This window comes from Streptomyces sp. NPDC054757 (assembly GCF_053612185.1).
This window is the reverse complement of the sequence record NZ_JBSHBW010000007.1, coordinates 243,247-259,595: the sequence shown is the minus strand read 5'-3', so window position 1 is coordinate 259,595 and position 16,349 is coordinate 243,247. Positions and strand designations below refer to the sequence as shown.

The window sequence follows — 16,349 nt, the reverse complement described above, 5'->3', positions numbered from 1 at the left end:
GGGGCGGCGGGGCTGTAGCGCCGGGGCCGCGTCGGATGCGGGTACAGCGGAGCGAGGGCCGGCCTTCGCTCAAGACCCGAGCGGGATGTCAGTCCGCCGCCAGCACCCGCTCCAGCCAGGAACGACGGGCCCGCCACGCCGCCCGGCTGATCACCGCGTCCGGGGCCACCAGGTCGAACGTGTGGTAGCCGCCGGACCACACATGCAGCTCGGCAGCGCCGCCGGCCCGCCAGATCCGGTCGGCGTAGGCGACGGCCTCGTCGCGCAGTGTCTCCGCGGAGCCGACATCGATGAAGGCGGGCGGCAGTCCGGACAGATCCGTGGCGCGGGCGGGCGCGGCGTAGGGCGACACGTCCGGGCCCCCGCACTCGGAACCGAGCAGGGCCTTCCACCCGAAGCCGTTCCAGCCGCGGTCCCAGACATCGGCACCGTCCATCTGAAGGGCCGAAGCACTGTCGTTGCGGTCGTCGAGCATCGGGCACATCAGCAACTGCCCGGCCAGCCGCGGACCGCCCTTGTCGCGCACCGACAGACTCAGCGCGGCGGCCAGGCCACCGCCGGCACTCGTCCCCGCGACGACGATCCGGTCCGCGTCCAAGCCGAGTTCGGCCGCGTGCTCAGCCGTCCACAGCAGCCCGGCGTAGACATCGTCGAGCGGTGCGGGATGCGGATGCTCCGGCGCGAGCCGGTACCCTGCCGAGATCAGCGACGCCCCGAGGCGCTCGGCTTCGTCCAACAGCGGTTCGAGGAAGAACAGGTGCCGCGGATCGCCGCTGAAGTAGCCGCCGCCGTGTACGAAGTAGATGGCCGGGCGCGACACGGCCGGGCCCGAAACAGCGGCAGGCGTGCAGATCAGCAGCTCGGCCTCTGAAGTTCCGGACGTCCCCGGAACCGAGCGCGAAGTCACCTCGAACCGCCCGCCCCGCCGCAGCTCGTCGAGCGTCGGCACCTCTGCGGCGTCTTCGGCCCGGACCTCCGGCAGCCGCTCCAGGCTCATCGGGCCCGAACCGGCCTCCTGCACGGCACGGTATCCGTCCAGCAGCGCCGCATCGAAAGGTACTGCCACCATCAGTCCACCTTTGTCAGAATTCGCGCGCCGTCCTCGGGGCTGGCGCGTGTGCTCCGAGCGCTCACCCCGCGATCCATCGCCGGAAGCGAGAGTCCAGCCGCCGGGGGCAGTGTAGATCTTGCTCGATGTGGCCAACCTCCGGGGTTCCAGGGCCCGCCGGGGTGCAGCACCGGGCCGGAGCGTGCAACCGGTCGGACTCGGGGGCCTCGGTGCGCACGGCGCATCGCGGGTTAGTGAAGACGCACAGGGACCTGACACGGGCGGTCTCGCACGTCGGGTCGGTGCGGATTTTTTCGCCAGTGGTGTGCTTTGCGCACACCCATGTTCCTTTTGTGAGGCCCCCGTTGCATCTCTACGGTGGGGCTACGCACCAATCGTAAGTATGCGAAGGAGTGACATGCCGGTCCAGCGTCTCAACCACGCCGTCCTCTACGTCCGCGACGTCGAACGCAGCGTCGCCTTCTACACCGATCTACTGAGGTTCCGCACCGTATTCCGCGTCCACGCCGACGGCGACAAGGTGCCCGAGGGCGCGTTCCTGCAGGCCGAGGGGTCGACCAACGACCACGATCTGGCCTTCCTCCAGATCGAGGGCCCGGCTTCCCCGCAGAGCCCGGACCGACGCCCCGGGCTCGCGCACCTGGCGTGGGAGGTGGACACCCTGACCGAGTTCCGCCACATCCGCGACAAGCTGGTCCGGACAGGCGCGCTGGCCTACGAGTTGGACCACGGCACCACCAAGTCGCTGTACGCCGGCGACCCGGACGGCCTGGAGTTCGAAGTGTGCTGGCTGGTACCCGCCGAGAGGATCGACGAGGTGGAACCCGTGGCCTTCGCGCCGCTCGACCTGGACGCGGTCATCGCACAGTTCGGCGCCGACCTCCCGGGCGGGACCGGCATATCGGCTCCGGCCCGCCACTGAACCGGCGAACGCCGCCTCCCGGCCCCGGCGGGCCGTCATGCCCGGCCCGCCGGGGCCCCGCCCAAGGGGGCCCGCCGGAGCCACGTCGAGATTCCGCATGCAGCCCGCGGCATCCCCGTACCTGGCGCATACGTGAGCAGCCGCGGTGAGGATCCGCTCGCGGGTCAGCCCGGCGCGCACCGGCCGGGGCTGCGACGTGGGGCGAGGCGACGGTGGGCGGACGTCGTCCGGCGTTCCTTCCGGGGCACGGAAAGCGAGTACCGAAGGAAGTGAGCTTTTGCTCATAATACTGCCATGAGCTGCGCAAACAAGATGCTCCTCGCGACGAGGAGCGGTTCATGAGTCCCCGCGTGCGTCCCCCTGCGGAGCGCACGATGATCACGCTGGAGGTACGCCGCCGCGAGCTGCTCACCCCGGGCTTCGCCACCGTCACCCTCGGCGGGCCGAGCGTACGGGAGCTGGTCGCTGTCGGCGGCGACCAGGCCGTCCGCCTCTTCTTTCCCCGTATCGGACAGACCGCGCTGCGCATGCCCACGGCCTCGAACGAAGCGTGGATGGCCCAGGTGATGCTGATGTCCAAGACGGTCCGCCCCTGGGTGCGCAACCTGACCGTCCGGCGCGTGCGGCCGGCGGAACAGGAGATCGACATCGAATTCGCCCTGCACGGCGACTCGCCCATGAGCTCCTGGGTCCGCCGGGCCCGGCCGGGCGACCCGGCCGGGATCTTCGACCTCGGCACCACCTACCGACGGCCCGAGCACGCACGGGCGCAACTGCTGGTCGGAGACGAGACCGCCCTGCCCGCCGTCCTGTCGATCCTGGACGGCGACCCGCATCCGCCGCCCACCGAGGTCTACCTCGAAGTGGCGTCCGCGGCCGACATCCGGCCCCTCCGGACGCCGCCCGGAGTACGTGTCCACTGGCTCAGCCGCGACGACGACGCGATACGGCCCGGCAGCCGTGCCCTGGAAGCGGTCCTCACCGCCCAGCTGCCCAGCGTCCCCCTGTACGCGTGGGTGGCCGGCGAATCCCGGCTGGCCACCGGCGTACGGCGGCATCTGGTCAACGACCGCGGCGTACCGAAGCGGGATGTCTCCTTCGCGGGCTACTGGCGTATGGGCTGGTCCACCCCCGGCTGACCTGACGGGGGAAGGGAACGGAAAGAGGTCCCGGCCCCGAAGGGCCGGGACCTGCTGACCGCGTGGCCGCACAGGGTCGTGCGCCGTCAGCGCCCCTGCAGGGACTTGACGTTGTCACCGAACGTCCAGTTCTTGGAGCCGTCCCAGTTGAGCGACCAGGTCATGAGCCCCTTGAGGCCGTTGGCGTAGGTGTTCCACGCCTGGCCGACCTGCCCGGTCGACAGATACCCGCCGCCCGCGCCGGGCTGGGCGGGCAGCCCCGGCACCTGCTTGTCGTAGGGGACCTTGACCGTGGTGCCCTGGACGACGAGCCCCTTGTTGAGGCAGTCCGTCTGCGCGGTGAAGCCCTGGACCGTCCCCGCCGCGTACGAGTCGCCGGAGCAGCCGTACATGCTGCCGTTGTAGTACTGCATGTTCAGCCACCAGAGCCGGCCGTTGTCCGCGTACTTCTTCACGATCGGCAGATACGCGCCCCAGATCGAGCCGTAGGTGACGCTGCCTCCGGTGACGTAGGCGGTCTCGGGGGCCATCGTCAGCCCGAAGCCCGCCGGCATCCGGGCGAGTACGCCGTCGATGATGCGGATGAGGTTGGACTGCGAGGCCGAGAGCTGGTTGATGTTGCCGCTGCCGGTGAGTCCGGTCTCGATGTCGATGTCGATGCCGTCGAAGTTGTACTTCTTCAGGAGGGGCACCACGGTGTCGACGAACCGGTCGGCGACCGCGGTGGAGCTGAGATCGATGCCCGCGGTCGCGCCGCCGATGGACATCAGCGTCGTGAGGCCCGACGCCTTGGCCTGGCACATCTCGGCCGGGGTCGGGACCTTCACCGTCGAGTCCATCCCGTCCTCCCACAGAGCGGTGCCGTCCGAGCGGATGACCGGGAAGGCCGCGTTGACCACGTTGTAACCGTGGGCGGTGATACGGGAATCGGTGAGAGGGATCCAGCCGAGCGGCGGGTGCACACCGTTGGCGGCCCCGTCCCAGTTCTCCCAGTACCCCTGGAGCACCTTGCCCGCGGGCTTGGGCTTGACCGCGCAGGTGTCAACGGCCCGCGGGGCGGCGGGCGCTGCGGCGACCAGCATCTGCACGACGGCGGCCGTCGCGAGCCCGACCCCCAGAAGACGTACCGTCCGACCGATCATGTCGTGTCCCTTCCTGGCCCGGCGCTCGGGCGGGGCATGAGTGTCACGTACCTGCCACCCGTACCTGCACAGCTGCTGTCGAGTACCTGTCAACGTAAAGTGGTCCAGACCTCCGGTCAATAGGTCTGGACCAAACTGCGGGAGGCGAGGCGACCGTGGGACGGAGAGACGGCCACGGGCCGGGCCGCTCACCCGTCGGCCGGGAGCCTTTCGATGGCCACCATCGCCGCGTCGTCGCCGAGGCTGCCGCCGGCGTGGCGGAGCAGATCCGCGCAGAGCCGGTCGAGCAGCTTGGCCGGGCCGTCGGCGCCCCAGGACGCGATCCGGTCGGTCAGCGGATAGAAACGGCCCGCCGCGTTCCGGGCCTCGATGACGCCGTCGGTGTACAGAAGCAGGACGTCGCCGACACCGAAGGTGAAGGTCTCCGCACCGAACACGCCGCTGAGCAGATGCCCGAGGCCCAGCGGCGGCCCCGGCTCCCGTACGTCGAGCGACTGGACCCGGCCCGCGCTCACCACCAAAGGCGGCGGGTGGCCGCGGCTGACGAGCTGAAGCTCCGGGCCGGTGTCGGAAATGTCGAGCACGGCCGCGGTGACGAATGACTCTCCGCTGTCCTCGCGCGCCCCCTGCGCCCCTGCCGTGTCACTCCGGTCGGATGTGACACTGGCCTCCAACTGGCCGACAGCTTCCGAGAGTTCCGGATCGCGGTGGGCCAGCGCCCGGAAGGCCCCGAGGACGCCGGCCGCCTCACCCATGGCATCGAGGCCCTTGCCGCGCACATCACCGATGATGACGCGCGTCCCGGTCGGCGTGCGCGTCACCGCGTACAGGTCGCCGCCGAGCTGGGCCTCCGCCTCGGCGGCCAGATAGACCGAGGCGATCCGCAGCGCTCCGATGCGTTCCGGGAGCGGCCTCATGACCACGCGCTGCACCGCGCGGGCCACCCAGCGCAGATGGGTCATCTCACGTTCGTGGCGCACCCTCAGATACGCGAAGAAGGTGACGAAGACGGAGATCAGGAAGAGCGCGGCGAGCTGATAGGTGTGGTTGAGATCGGTGACGCTGGTCCGCGAGCCCGCCACGAACGCGTCGGCCGCGACGGCGACCGCGCCGACGAGCGCGGTACTGCGGGGCCCGGCGAACGACGCCGTCACGGCCGGCGCCGCCACCAGGAAGGGCCCGAGATGCACAGCCGGCGGGGTGAAGAGATCCACCACCGTGACAGCGGCGATCAGCAGGAACGGCATGAGCATGAGCGCCTTCGGATGCCGACGCGGCTCCTGGAGCGCATGGAGGAAGCGCAGCGAACTCATGGCCTCTGCCTACCTCACCCGGTCCGTGCCCGCGCTTCGGCCGGGTCCCGCGTCGGCCGCCCGGCCGCCGCTCAGCTCTGCTTGATCGCCGAGACGTCGAATTCCAGCACCACCCTGTCGCCGACGAGGACGCCTCCTCCTTCGAGGGTGGCGTTCCACGTCATGCCGTACTCCTTGCGGCTGATGGCGACCTCGCCCTCGAAGCCCACCCGCTGGTTCCCGAAGGGGTCCTGAGCGGAACCGGTGAGTTCGAAATCGATGCTGATCGGCTTGCTGGTGTCCTTGATCGTCAGATCGCCGCTCAGCCGGAAGTGGCTGTCGTCCAGCTGCTCGATCCCGGTCGAGGTGAAGGTGATCTGCGGGTAGTTCGGGGCATCGAGGAAATCGTTGGTCCGCAGATGCCCGTCGCGCTGCTCGTTGCCCGTGTCGATGCTGTCGGTCTTGATGGTGACCGCGACCCGTGACTGAGCCGGGTCCGCGCCGTCCAACTGGAGCGTGCCCTCGAACTCGGCGAACGAGCCGCGGACCTTGGTGATCATCGCGTGCCTGGCCACGAAGCCGATACGGGTGTGCGCCGGGTCGAGCACATACGAACCGGTCAGGTCGGTGAGGGCGGGCATCGTCATGACGTACTCCAGGCAGTCGCGCGAGAGGGGCGTCTCACGCTAGGCAGCCCGGACGGTACGGGGACCGGGCCGCGCCACCGTGCCCCTGCCCGGTCACCCCGATGGACCAAGACCGCCGGGCCCGGCGACCGCCGGACCGCACCCCCCGAAAGGGACGGCCGTCCCGCCGTACGCACGCCGGACCGGCGCTCCCCGGGTCCGGCCGCGGCGCCGGGGCCTTCGGACTCCGCCGTCCTCCCGGAGTGCCGGAAAAGGCGGCCGGACGCACCCTGAGGTCATGGACAGCACACCGATAGTGGTGCATCCGCCCTCCCCGAGCGGAGGACGACGGGTGACGATCCAGGGAGAGATCGCAGGTCTGGCCCACGCCGACGCGGATGTCGTCGAGTTCCTGCGGCGGGCCGGTCTGCTCGACGCGGACACCCTGCTCGACGACGAGGCGTGGGTGAAGTGGCGCGGCGGGCGCGCCCACCAGTACGCGACGGCCTGACCCGGGGCTCCGGGTGTACGGGCGTGACGCGGGCGCCGCACCTCTGCCGCTCCCGACAGGCCGCCCGGCCGGGGCGGATGCCCTGCCCGGTCCGCGCTCAGGGGAACAGGGGCCGCCACGCGATCCGCCAGTGCCTGCCGACGCCGGGAGCGAAGAGCTCCCCCGTCGGAGACACGCGTCTGGCGTCCTCGGAGAGCAGAAAGGGCCGGGGGCGGTAGGAGCGCCCGTCCTTCGGCTGACGGACCCTGGTCCGCTCCGTGTACGCGGCCGAGTCCTCCGGGTGCACATAGACGTCGTCGTACGGCTCACCCTCCCCGCGGTGGATGGCGGCCTCCTCTTCGGGGGTCGGGGGCGGTGCGGGGCGGCTGCTGAGCGCCTCGCCGGCCAGCGCCTCGTATCCGTCCGCCAGGATGTTCGCGACCAGGTGCAGCCCGCCGGGATCGCAGTCCACCGCGTCCTGGGCCGCCAGGGCCGCGCCCCTGGCGGTCGCCGCGAACACGTCACGTCGGTCCGATGTGTTGTTGACGGCGGTGCCGAGTGCCAACTGCGCCGTGTCCAGGGCGAGCAGCGCCGCCCGGCCCGCTGTGGTGCTCCCCGCGGTCTCCCCCGCGGCATCCGCGGCCGTGCGCCCGGCGCCGTCCCGGGCCTGGACTCCCCCGTAGGCGGCGGCGCGTGAAGCGGCGCAGGAAGCCCGCGCGATGTGGCGCGCCCGTGCCCGCTCGGCGGCCTCGGGCGGATGGACGGGATCCTCGTACAGGCCCTCGCACCGGCTCTCGTACGAACCCTCGTGCCGGTATGAACCCTCGTACGGAGGGGACGGATCGTCGGCCGGACGCGCCGAAGGGGCCGGGTGCGCCCGGCCGGCCGGGCCGTTCTCGAAGTCGTGGGGCTCAGCGGGGTGCGGCGTACTCATCGGTGTTCCTCCGGCGTCTGCTGACTGACGCCGGAGATTCGACGCCGAAGCGGTGGTGGATTGGCCTGTGAAGCGGGCGCTCCGCCGGGCCGTCGAAGGCTGCCGGGGCGCGGGTCTGACGCTCAATCACGCCCTCCGGTTCCGTGACGATCGTCACGCTCTTCTCCCGGGGCTCATGTCAGCCGGACACCCGGTCCCCCGCGTATTCCAATAGAGCGAGAGAGCGAAAGACGCAGGAACCGCGGGTGTCACCGGTCGTCCCGGTACGCCCCCGCCTACTAGGAGAGAGTCCCCCATGCCGTTCTTGCCGTCCGGGCTGCGTGAGAACACCCCCGAATCCAGCCGGTCGCCGGGCGTGCCGGAACAGCGGTCACCCACCGCGGGCAGCGGGACCGGTGCGAACAGGACCGAGCCGTCCGGAAAACGGAGGTACGGAAGCCGGGCGGGCGCGGACCGGCGGAACAGAGACGGACCGGACAGAGGCCGGGCGGGCACCGGCCCGGCAGCGACGGACCCAGCAGCCACGGACCGGGCCGGCACCGGCCGGTGGAACGGGATCGGGGCGGAGGGAGACCGACGGCACCAGCGCGGGTCCGGCCCCCGTGCGGGGGCGGCCGCCGTGCGCTCGCTGCTGCTGCGGGTGGGACCTGCCGACCGCCAGGTGCTGTGGCTGTATCTGGCGACCCGGCTGGGCGTCTGGACCACCGCCTACTGCGTCCGGTGGCTGTTCCCCGCCGACCCCGACTCCCGTGACGCGGGCCCCCTCCTGGCCCCCTTCCAGCAGTGGGACTGGCACTTCTACCTGCATATAGCCCGGGACGGATACTTCCCGGGCCAGGGCAGCCTCCTGCACACCACCCTGGACCACAGAGAAGCGTTCCTGCCCGGCTTTCCGCTCGTACTGCGGGCTGTCCACACCGTCGTCACCGACTGGACCGCGGCCGGACTGCTCATCTCCTTCGTCGCCGGGGCCGTTGCCGTTCTCGCGCTCTCCCGGATCGCCCGGCTGCACCTGCCCGACCACGAGGCCGGGCGGCGCTCCGTGATGTTCCTGCTGCTCTCCCCATGCGCGATCTTTCTGGCCGCCGGCTACACGGAGGCGCTCTTCCTCGCCTTCGCCCTGCCCGCCTGGCTCGCCGCCCAGCGCCGCCACTGGCCGCTCGCGACGACCCTGACGGCGCTGGCGGCCACGGTCCGGGTGAACGGCCTCTTCCTCGCCGCCGCCATCGCGCTGCACTTCCTCCTCACCGCGCGGACCGGCCGCGACTGGCGCCAGTTCCCCTGGCTGGTCCTGCCCGCCGTGCCCGTGGCCCTCTACAGCGGCTTCCTGCGTGCCCACACCGGTGACTGGATGGCCTGGAAGCACGCTGAGGAGCAGGGCTGGAACCGTACGTTCCACTCCCCCTGGGATGCCTGGTCGCACACCTGGCACAACGCCTTCACCCAGGCCCAGACCACCGGTTACGCCGTCATGTTCCAGGCCGAACTCCTGGCCATGGTCGCCGGAGTCGTCCTGCTCGTCGTGCTGGCCCGGCAGCGCCGCTGGGCGGAGGCCGTGTACATCGGCCTCACCCTGTGGGCCCTGGGCACCTCGTACTGGTACATGTCCATACCCCGCTCCACCCTGCTGTGGTGGCCGCTGTGGATCGGCCTGGCGGGGTGGAGCCTGCGCAGGCCGGCGCTCAAGACCCTGTTCCTCAGCCTGGCCGCGCCCGCCACGACCGCCGTCGCGCTGACGTTCCTGTCCGGCCGCTGGGCGGGGTGACCGGGCCCGACCCGCCCAGCGGTCCGGGTGAACCGCAGTCGTTTTCCGGCCCCTTGCGACGCCCCGCTGTCCGAACCCGGAGCCATAGGTTAGGTTAGGCATACCTAAGTAGCACTACGAGCTCTGCCCGCCTGCTCCTCTGGAGAACTTGGATGCGTCCTTTCAACTCCCGCGCCACGCAGCCGACACCCGCCGAACGCGTGCTGTCGATCCTGACCGCAGCCCACTCGATGACGGTGGTGAGCGATGGGCACGAGCCCGTCGAGGTGCACCGCCTCGACGGAACGGGCGCCATGGGCCACATCCACCTGCACGCACCGCTCGACGAGGCCGGGCCGGCGCAGCCGGGCGCACGTATCCCGGTCCGGCTGGAGCTGACCGACATCGCACCCACTCCGGTACGCGACCGGATGCGGGCCCGGGTCACGGTGACCGGGCTGCTGCTGGCCGAGTACAGCACCGAGGCCACGGCAAGCACCTGCATGGAGTTCGGGCAGGCGGTCCTCGACGACGTCTCCGGCCGGGCCTTCGTCACCCACGCCGAGCTGCAGGCGACGGCCCCGGACCCGATCGCCACCAGCGAGGCCACGATGCTGACCCACCTCGTGGACGGGCACCGCGAACTGCTCCCCCTTCTCCTGCGTCTCGCCCAACCGCAGCCCGCCAAGGGCATGGTGCGCGTCCTGCCGCTGGCGATGGACCGCTACGGCGTGACGCTCCGCCTGGAGTACCCGGGCACCCACCGGGATGTGCGCCTGCCGTTCGCGAAGACCGTGACCCGGCTCGACCAGGCCGGACCGCAGATCCTGTCCCTGCTGGCCGCCGCGCGCCGCGCCTCCCATCCCAACCGGCTCCTCGCCTGACCGCGGGACCGTCCGCCCGGCCTCCTGCCGGGTCCGCGAGAAGCTCCGCGAGCGGTCGGCGCCCCGGCCGTTCCGGAGCGGGCTACGGTTCCTCCGTAGCGACCTGCTGGGGCCAGCAGGAGACCACGACGAGGAAAGGCCACAGCGCCTGGGCGAAGGTGAGGACACGCTCGGCGATCCCCGGCAGCCCATGGAGCTGGAGTCCGACGAGGAACCAGACCGCGCAGGCGCCCATCGCGGCGCTCGCCGCGATCGCCGCGTTCGGACGCAGGCCCCACGACACGCCCCCGTCATGGACCACCCCGGCCCGGAACAGCCACGGAGCGCGCGCACCGCGGTCGACGGCCAGTACCGGCCAGACGGCCAGCAGCCCGAACCCCACCGTGACCACGGCCCCGTGGCCGAACGAGCCCCCGGTGGGGGGCGCGGGCACCAGCGTGAGCAGCATCGCGGAGATCCCGCCCCCGGCGAGGGCCGCCCGGCCGAGGAGCGTGGCGGTGCGCAGCCCGATCGCGGTGACGACGTAACACGCCCCGAGTACGAGCAGCATGCCGGTCATCACTCCGTACCCGGGCATGCCGTACGCGGCGAGGACACTGATGGTGCGGGTCGTGGGGTTGTAACCGGGCCCCTGCATCCTCTCCGCGACATTCCAGCCCCCGAGTAACAGCACGGGAGCACACCCGGAGGAAAGCAGAGCCCACCAGGGCACAAGTCGCATTGAAGCACCATAAGATGCGCCGCCGCACGCCGCTGGATCACACGCGGAAAAGGGTGCTTACCGACCCGCCCGGGAATGGCCTGGCAGCCGTCCGCGGTGCCGGGACCGAGGCGTACGCGTATGTCACGCTCAGCGCCGGGATACCTCACCGGCGGCCCACCCTGAAGAGGAAACGGATTCCCGTTCGGCCGGAGCGATAAACTCTTCGCCGCGTCCGGGGGTGGTTTCCTTACGCTCAAGGCCGTATGACTCACCGTCGAAACGGTATGGAAGCCTGCCGCGCGGGTACGGGAGTCGAATGGAAGCCTCGACATATCAGCTCGCTGTCTCGTCCAACACGGCTCTGTTCATGCTTCTGGCCGGAATCATTGTGGTGGGCGTACTCCTCGCCGCTTTCGCCTGGGGGCGCAGGATCCGCGCCAGGGAACTCCCGCCACCGGAGCCGGAGGAGCAGCCTCATCTTCCTGAGGAAGGCCCGGTCCACGAAATGCGGGAATACCGGGAGCCGGAGGAAATGCCGCACGACGGTTCGCGTCTTCTGCCGCACGAGATCAAGGGTTCGAGTACGCATCGCAGCCCCGTGCAGAAGCCGCCGAAGGACACCGGTGACGGCAGCAGCTTCGGCAGCGGCGGCCTCGGCAGCTGAAGCCGCTCTCCGCCCGGCCGCCGACCGTCACCCCGCGGCGGCGTCCGGGCCCTCTCGCGCTTCCGGCCCGGGAAGGGCGAGCGCCGGTGACCGGCACTCGCCCTTCCCGGGCCGGGCGGAAGTGGGCATCGTCAGATGCGTCCCTGCGTCAGCCGGGAGACCAGACCCGCCGGCGGCTTCGCCGTGTGGCGGCCCAGTACGAAAGCGGCCCCGACGAGGCCGGCGGTCCCGGCGGCCGCTCCGGCGGCGACGGCCTTGCGGTTCTTGATGACGGTCGCGGCGGTCGAGACCTTGGCCGCGGTGGAGGCCATCGCCTTCTGGCCACTCGACAACGCCTGCGTGGCCGTCTCACCCACCGAAGCGGTGGTCCTGCGCGCGGCTTCCGCACCTGCCCCTGTGGTCTTCTTCGCGGTCCGGGACACGGACTCCGTCTTCGACCTGGTGGCCGTGCTCCTGGCCGCTCGGCTGCCGGCCGTCCGGGCCTTCTTCCCCGTCGTACCGCTGCTCTGCTTAGCCGTGTTCTCGTTGTCTTCACTCATATCGATCGTGTTGCCAACTTCCGCACGGTGAAACGTGATTGCTGAGATCAGGCACCGGAATGGGGAAGCAAAGACCCCAACGGGCCGAGATCCAGATTGAGATCGTCCATGGTGAGGCCGTAACGGTCGCAGAGTTCGGACATCCGGTCCTGCAGAATCATCAGGGTAAGACCTATGCGTTCTTCCTGATCCTCAGTGAGGTCGTTCTGGTCCACCCGGTGCAGCGCGGTGCGTTCCATCAGCTGGCGCAGCAACTCCACAATGGTGAGAACCAATTTGATGAGATCACGCTCCACGGTCTCCGGATCCGTTTGGAGACGCTGTGCACCACTCGGGTGCGCGCGGGCCTCATCCGGACCTGCCGGAAGCAGATCGAAGGCACGCGCGGCCGCCTGGGCGATTTCACCGAACTGGCCCTTCTCCGAGGGCCCTTGGGAATGGTCGGCCGTCATGAAGCTCCTCACCACGGTGCCGGTTCGTCGGAAGTGATCGAGCGGATGACCGCGCGCAGATTGATGTGCACCAGATCCACGTCCGCGATGGAGAGGACCAGATCGCCGGTGAGGACGGCTCCGCCGTTGAGCAGGCGGTCCAGCAGGTCGATGAGCGCGACCTGCCGCCCCGCCAGGGACTCGATGTCCGTACCGGCGCTGTCCGGCCCGCCGCTCACGGTCACGCCGCACCGCCCTGCGTCGCGACCGGTGGTGTGGCGAAGGAGTACGGCGCCCATGGCCCGGTGATCTCGATACGTACACCCGGCACCCCGTCGGCCAGGGTGTCCAGCGTGCGGCGGAACTCCTCGGCACGGGCCGCCGGGACCAGATACGCGTCGTTGGCGACGTTCTCACCCTGGGACGAGGCGAGTTCGCCCTGCTGCGGCCGGTGGACGACCCTGGCGCGTGCCACGGCGGCCACCCGGTCGGGGACCCCCGCAGCCAGCTCCCCGGCAGCCCGGTAGGCGTTCTGCTGCTGGCGGCGCTGGGTCCTGCGCTGCTGCAGATACGCCCGTCCAGGACTGGCCGGAGCGGCGGAGACATGGTCCGTGGCGGCCAGTTCGTCCGCCGGGGGCCGTTCGTCCGCCGGGCCATGCGGGTCCGCGTACACCTTGACGCCCAGTTCGACATGGCCTTCGAGCCAGGAGAGCAACTCAGCGAATTCCGAGCGCCGTTCGTCGAGCATGGCGGCCACGCGGGTGTCGCTGAGGTAGACCGTCGCGAGGCGCAGCGGAAGGACGGTGGTGGCTCCGTAGGCCGCTTCCACCACCGCGTGGTGGCCGCGGGCGATCTGCTCCAGCCGCTTCAGGTCCTCCATCTGCGCCTTCATGCCCTCCGAGCCGAAAGCCTCATCGGGCACGGACGAGACCAGGGCCGCGAGGCCGCCGGACTCCACCGTCCGCAGCGCGCCCCCGTCCAGGCCGGCTGCCCCGCCCGACGTCACACCGCTGAGGGTGCCTGCCCGGCTCACGGCGTAGACATAGGAGATTCCGGTGCTCACCGCTCGTCCTCCCTGGCCGTACCGGCGGCCGTACTCTCGGCGCTGTCCGTGCTTTCCGCGTTCCGGCTGCTCGCCGTCTCCTGCTCCGGGCCCGCGGGAAGACCCGCGGCCTGCCTCAGCTCGGCGAGTTCGGCCTTGAGGCGGGCGTTCTCCTGGGCGAGCGGGTCGGGCGCCGCCGACGCGGACACAGTCTCCGTCCGCTGGGACGGGCGCGCCCGGGACGACAGGGACGGGTCGTGCTCCCACCAGTCGATCCCCATCTCCTTGGCCTTGTCCACCGAGGCGACCAGGAGCCTGAGTTTGATCGTCAGCAGCTCGATGTCCAGCAGATTGATCTGGATATCGCCCGCGATGACGATGCCCTTGTCCAGGACACGTTCGAGAATGTCGGCCAGATTGGCAGAGGAACCCTGCTGGCCGTACGGGGACATCCCGGAGGAGGACCCCATACGGCCGGCCAGTGAATCGGACACCTTTATTCAGCCCTGTCTGTGATGTCGGTCCGGGTCAGGAACGGGCCGATGCGGTACGGCGGCGCCGGGAGCGGCGGACCGGCTGGTCCTCGTCGTCCTCGCCGTCTTCGGCTTCCTCGCCGTCTTCGGCTTCCTCGCCGTCTTCGGCTTCCTCGCCGTCTTCAGCTTCCTCGGCTTCCTCGCCGTCTTCTGCGGCCGCGTCGGGCTCCGCTTCCGGTCCGTCCTCCGCGTCCAGCTCGCCTTCGGGGGCCTCGTCGTCCTCGGCGTCTTCGGGGACCTCGCCGTCCTCGTCGACGCCATCGAGGTCTTCGTCCTCGTCCGCGTACTCCGCGCCGGGCTCCTCACCCTCATCGGGGAGTTCCTCGTCATCGGCGTACTCGTCGTCGGCGTAGTGGTCCTCGGAGTTCTCCTCGTCGAGGGCATCGCGCTCGCCGCCGTCCTCGGCTTCGTCGTCGCCGGGGCCGGCGTCGCCCTGCGCCTCCTTCTCGGAGTCCGCCTGCTCCCGCTCCACGGCGTCGTCGTGCTCCACGACAACCTCGCCGTCCCGGATCTCGCCGCGCCACCCGTCGGTCGCCTCACCGCGCATCATGATGAACTTGCGGTAGAGCTTCAGGTCCAGGCGGGCCCGCCGGCCCTGCGCGCGCCAGATGTTGCCGGTCTTCTCGAACAGCCCCTTGGGGAAGTATTCGAGGACCAGCAGCACACGGGTGAGGTCTTCCGTGAGCGGGTGGAAGGTCACGACGCCCTTGACGGTGCCCTTCGCGCCCTCCGTGGTCCAGGTGATCCGCTCGTCCGGCACCTGTTCGGTGACGTTCGCCTTCCAGCTCCGTGTGGACTTGGCGACCTTCACCTTCCAGTTGCTGCTGGTGTCGTCGGCCTTCTCGACGCTGACGACGCCCTTGGCGAACGTGCTGAATTCCTGGAACTGTGTCCACTGGTCGTACGCCTCGCGCACGGGCACGCCCACGTCGATGTCCTCGACGATCGTCACGCTCTTGGACTTGCCCCCACCGCTCTTGCGGCCCTTGCCGAACAGGCCCTTGACCTTCTCCTTGACCGTGTCCTTGAGGTGGGCGGTGCCTGCGGACAGTGCGGCCTGCGCAGGTGACTTGCCCTCCTTGAGGGCCTGTCCGCCCTTGGCCAGGCTGCCCGCCAGGCCGCCCTCGCCGGGTTCACCGAGCTTGCTGACGCCCTCGCCCAGTTTGTGTCCGAGCTGGGTGACCGCGTGTTCGGCCCGCGCGTGCAGATAGTTCTGCAGTTCGTCCTTGAGCCGGTCGGTGGCCGGATTGCGCGCCACCTCGTCCTTCAGCTTGCTGAGAGCGGAGTCACTCACTACGGCCACCCCCGCTCCTGGTGCGCGTCTGTGACGCCGCCTTGCGGCTGCCGGACGCGGCCCGGCCGGCGGAGGACGACGCCTTGCGCGTGCCCTGCGAAGCCTTGCCGCGTGCGGCCGATGATGTCCTGGCCGAAGAGGTCTTGCCCGACGTGGACTTCGCGGCCCGCTTCCGGGGCGCGGGCTTGTCCCGGTCGTCATCGGCTGCGTCCTCCTGACCGCGCTCCCCCGATGACTCGTCGGGGGACTCCTCGGCGGACTCGGAGTCCTCGTCGTCGCTCGCGCCCCCGGACGACTCGCCGAGCCCCAGGGTGCGTTCGTGCAGCGAGTCGGCGAGGCCGGTCGCCCGCTTCGTCAGCGCGGACGTGGCCGCCGATTTGGTCGCCTCGACCAGCTCCTTGCGGACCTGGCTGTTGAGGCTGCCGAGCACCGGGGAGTTGGCCAGCATCTTGCCCAGCTGCGCCGGGTCCAGACTCATCTTCTTACCGGCCAGGAACATGCCCAGGCCGATCGCCAACTTGGCTTTCTTGGTACGTCCCAGCAGGTATCCACCCACCAGGGCGACACCTATCTTGCCGTTGCCTGTCATCTCTCGTGTACCTCGTTCTCCCTGTTGTCAGGAATGGGCCCGCAGGCGCCGCTGGTTGGCTTCGAGCCACTCCAGCCGGTCCAGAAGCTCGTCCTCGCGACGGTCGAACTCGTCCTCTTCGATACGCCCGCTCAGCAACTCCCTTTCGAGCGCGGCCAGTTCGGCGCGCACGGGCTCCGGGTCGTAGTACTCCCGCTCCGCCGTCACCAGCACCTGGTCGACGACCCACGCGGTTCCGCGCAGCGGTGCCAGCGGCAGAGTGAGAATGTTCGTGATGAGGCCCATGCCGGGTCCTCCGCTCAACCGGGTTAG

At 70.4% G+C, this 16,349-nt stretch carries 20 protein-coding genes; 6 read left to right on the top strand and 14 right to left on the bottom strand.

Annotated elements, in window-relative coordinates:
- Positions 1-88: 88 nt before the first annotated feature.
- Positions 89-1,069 (bottom strand): alpha/beta hydrolase, encoded by a 981-nt coding sequence (locus ACWGKJ_RS12905; protein ID WP_385031319.1) that lies wholly within the window; start codon positions 1,067-1,069, stop codon positions 89-91.
- A 397-nt stretch (positions 1,070-1,466) separates the two neighbouring features.
- Between ACWGKJ_RS12905 and ACWGKJ_RS12900 the strand changes: the two genes are divergently transcribed.
- Positions 1,467-1,991, top strand: a complete 525-nt coding sequence (locus ACWGKJ_RS12900) for a VOC family protein (RefSeq protein WP_385031316.1) — start codon at positions 1,467-1,469, stop codon at positions 1,989-1,991.
- 338 nt (positions 1,992-2,329) lie between these two features.
- On the top strand, positions 2,330-3,130 hold the full coding sequence (locus ACWGKJ_RS12895; RefSeq protein WP_385031313.1) for a siderophore-interacting protein: 801 nt from the start codon (positions 2,330-2,332) through the stop codon (positions 3,128-3,130).
- A gap of 86 nt (positions 3,131-3,216) precedes the next feature.
- Here ACWGKJ_RS12895 and ACWGKJ_RS12890 read toward each other — a convergent pair whose 3' ends face one another.
- From ACWGKJ_RS12890 to ACWGKJ_RS12880, 3 genes are all read right to left on the bottom strand, one after another.
- Positions 3,217-4,272 (bottom strand): chitinase, encoded by a 1,056-nt coding sequence (locus ACWGKJ_RS12890; protein WP_385031310.1) that lies wholly within the window; start codon positions 4,270-4,272, stop codon positions 3,217-3,219.
- Positions 4,273-4,460: 188 nt separating this feature from the next.
- Positions 4,461-5,585: a PP2C family protein-serine/threonine phosphatase gene (locus ACWGKJ_RS12885; RefSeq protein WP_385031307.1), complete on the bottom strand. Its 1,125-nt coding sequence runs from the start codon at positions 5,583-5,585 to the stop codon at positions 4,461-4,463.
- A gap of 71 nt (positions 5,586-5,656) precedes the next feature.
- Positions 5,657-6,211, bottom strand: coding sequence for a YceI family protein (locus ACWGKJ_RS12880; RefSeq protein WP_385031304.1), 555 nt, complete (start codon positions 6,209-6,211; stop codon positions 5,657-5,659).
- A 277-nt stretch (positions 6,212-6,488) separates the two neighbouring features.
- On the opposite strand from ACWGKJ_RS12880, the gene ACWGKJ_RS12875 reads away from it, so the two are divergent.
- The gene (locus ACWGKJ_RS12875) at positions 6,489-6,701 is read left to right on the top strand and encodes a hypothetical protein (RefSeq protein ID WP_385031301.1); all 213 of its coding nucleotides are present in this window, start codon (positions 6,489-6,491) and stop codon (positions 6,699-6,701) included.
- 97 nt (positions 6,702-6,798) lie between these two features.
- On the opposite strand, the gene ACWGKJ_RS12870 is transcribed toward ACWGKJ_RS12875, so the two are convergent.
- A complete protein-coding gene (locus ACWGKJ_RS12870) occupies positions 6,799-7,614 on the bottom strand; it encodes a hypothetical protein (protein WP_385031298.1) in 816 nt (271 codons plus the stop codon).
- A gap of 619 nt (positions 7,615-8,233) precedes the next feature.
- Here ACWGKJ_RS12870 and ACWGKJ_RS12865 point away from each other — a divergent pair.
- Both ACWGKJ_RS12865 and ACWGKJ_RS12860 read left to right on the top strand, forming a co-directional pair.
- The gene (locus ACWGKJ_RS12865) at positions 8,234-9,379 is read left to right on the top strand and encodes a mannosyltransferase family protein (protein ID WP_385031295.1); all 1,146 of its coding nucleotides are present in this window, start codon (positions 8,234-8,236) and stop codon (positions 9,377-9,379) included.
- A gap of 152 nt (positions 9,380-9,531) precedes the next feature.
- Positions 9,532-10,242, top strand: a complete 711-nt coding sequence (locus tag ACWGKJ_RS12860; protein WP_385031292.1) for a DUF2470 domain-containing protein — start codon at positions 9,532-9,534, stop codon at positions 10,240-10,242.
- A gap of 82 nt (positions 10,243-10,324) precedes the next feature.
- On the opposite strand, the gene ACWGKJ_RS12855 is transcribed toward ACWGKJ_RS12860, so the two are convergent.
- On the bottom strand, positions 10,325-10,963 hold the full coding sequence (locus ACWGKJ_RS12855) for a DUF998 domain-containing protein (protein ID WP_385031289.1): 639 nt from the start codon (positions 10,961-10,963) through the stop codon (positions 10,325-10,327).
- Between the two features lie 298 nt (positions 10,964-11,261).
- On the opposite strand from ACWGKJ_RS12855, the gene ACWGKJ_RS12850 reads away from it, so the two are divergent.
- Positions 11,262-11,609, top strand: a complete 348-nt coding sequence (locus ACWGKJ_RS12850; protein ID WP_385031286.1) for a DUF6479 family protein — start codon at positions 11,262-11,264, stop codon at positions 11,607-11,609.
- A 131-nt stretch (positions 11,610-11,740) separates the two neighbouring features.
- On the opposite strand, the gene ACWGKJ_RS12845 is transcribed toward ACWGKJ_RS12850, so the two are convergent.
- The 8 genes from ACWGKJ_RS12845 to ACWGKJ_RS12810 are packed head-to-tail and all read right to left on the bottom strand — an operon-like array spanning position 11,741 to position 16,322.
- On the bottom strand, positions 11,741-12,148 hold the full coding sequence (locus ACWGKJ_RS12845) for a hypothetical protein (protein ID WP_385031188.1): 408 nt from the start codon (positions 12,146-12,148) through the stop codon (positions 11,741-11,743).
- Positions 12,149-12,195: 47 nt separating this feature from the next.
- Positions 12,196-12,600, bottom strand: a complete 405-nt coding sequence (locus ACWGKJ_RS12840; protein WP_385031191.1) for a gas vesicle protein K — start codon at positions 12,598-12,600, stop codon at positions 12,196-12,198.
- An 8-nt stretch (positions 12,601-12,608) separates the two neighbouring features.
- A complete protein-coding gene (locus ACWGKJ_RS12835) occupies positions 12,609-12,818 on the bottom strand; it encodes a gas vesicle protein (RefSeq protein WP_385031277.1) in 210 nt (69 codons plus the stop codon).
- A gap of 2 nt (positions 12,819-12,820) precedes the next feature.
- Entirely contained in the window at positions 12,821-13,642 is an 822-nt protein-coding gene (locus ACWGKJ_RS12830) for a GvpL/GvpF family gas vesicle protein (RefSeq protein WP_385031194.1), read from the bottom strand.
- A complete protein-coding gene (locus ACWGKJ_RS12825) occupies positions 13,639-14,115 on the bottom strand; it encodes a gas vesicle protein (RefSeq protein WP_385031197.1) in 477 nt (158 codons plus the stop codon). Before ACWGKJ_RS12825 ends, ACWGKJ_RS12830 begins: the two co-directional genes overlap by 4 nt.
- 34 nt (positions 14,116-14,149) lie before the next feature.
- Positions 14,150-15,448, bottom strand: a complete 1,299-nt coding sequence (locus ACWGKJ_RS12820; protein WP_385031280.1) for an SRPBCC family protein — start codon at positions 15,446-15,448, stop codon at positions 14,150-14,152.
- Positions 15,441-16,037 (bottom strand): hypothetical protein, encoded by a 597-nt coding sequence (locus ACWGKJ_RS12815; protein ID WP_385031200.1) that lies wholly within the window; start codon positions 16,035-16,037, stop codon positions 15,441-15,443. Before ACWGKJ_RS12815 ends, ACWGKJ_RS12820 begins: the two co-directional genes overlap by 8 nt.
- Positions 16,038-16,064: 27 nt before the next feature.
- A complete protein-coding gene (locus ACWGKJ_RS12810; RefSeq protein ID WP_385031203.1) occupies positions 16,065-16,322 on the bottom strand; it encodes a gas vesicle protein GvpG in 258 nt (85 codons plus the stop codon).
- Positions 16,323-16,349: the final 27 nt, after the last annotated feature.

Excerpts from the sequence above, each read along its gene's own strand:
- ACWGKJ_RS12860 (WP_385031292.1), top strand. The coding sequence starts at position 9,532 with ATGCGTCCTTTCAACTCCCGCGCCACGCAGCCGACACCCGCCGAACGC.
- ACWGKJ_RS12880 (WP_385031304.1), bottom strand. The coding sequence starts at position 6,211 with ATGACGATGCCCGCCCTCACCGACCTGACCGGTTCGTATGTGCTCGAC.
- ACWGKJ_RS12850 (WP_385031286.1), top strand. The coding sequence starts at position 11,262 with ATGGAAGCCTCGACATATCAGCTCGCTGTCTCGTCCAACACGGCTCTG.
- ACWGKJ_RS12855 (WP_385031289.1), bottom strand. The coding sequence starts at position 10,963 with ATGCGACTTGTGCCCTGGTGGGCTCTGCTTTCCTCCGGGTGTGCTCCC.
- ACWGKJ_RS12885 (WP_385031307.1), bottom strand. The coding sequence starts at position 5,585 with ATGAGTTCGCTGCGCTTCCTCCATGCGCTCCAGGAGCCGCGTCGGCAT.
- ACWGKJ_RS12905 (WP_385031319.1), bottom strand. The coding sequence starts at position 1,069 with ATGGTGGCAGTACCTTTCGATGCGGCGCTGCTGGACGGATACCGTGCC.
- ACWGKJ_RS12815 (WP_385031200.1), bottom strand. The coding sequence starts at position 16,037 with ATGACAGGCAACGGCAAGATAGGTGTCGCCCTGGTGGGTGGATACCTG.
- ACWGKJ_RS12875 (WP_385031301.1), top strand. The coding sequence starts at position 6,489 with ATGGACAGCACACCGATAGTGGTGCATCCGCCCTCCCCGAGCGGAGGA.
- ACWGKJ_RS12900 (WP_385031316.1), top strand. The coding sequence starts at position 1,467 with ATGCCGGTCCAGCGTCTCAACCACGCCGTCCTCTACGTCCGCGACGTC.
- ACWGKJ_RS12840 (WP_385031191.1), bottom strand. The coding sequence starts at position 12,600 with ATGACGGCCGACCATTCCCAAGGGCCCTCGGAGAAGGGCCAGTTCGGT.
- ACWGKJ_RS12890 (WP_385031310.1), bottom strand. The coding sequence starts at position 4,272 with ATGATCGGTCGGACGGTACGTCTTCTGGGGGTCGGGCTCGCGACGGCC.
- ACWGKJ_RS12870 (WP_385031298.1), bottom strand. The coding sequence starts at position 7,614 with ATGAGTACGCCGCACCCCGCTGAGCCCCACGACTTCGAGAACGGCCCG.
- ACWGKJ_RS12810 (WP_385031203.1), bottom strand. The coding sequence starts at position 16,322 with ATGGGCCTCATCACGAACATTCTCACTCTGCCGCTGGCACCGCTGCGC.
- ACWGKJ_RS12895 (WP_385031313.1), top strand. The coding sequence starts at position 2,330 with ATGAGTCCCCGCGTGCGTCCCCCTGCGGAGCGCACGATGATCACGCTG.
- ACWGKJ_RS12845 (WP_385031188.1), bottom strand. The coding sequence starts at position 12,148 with ATGAGTGAAGACAACGAGAACACGGCTAAGCAGAGCAGCGGTACGACG.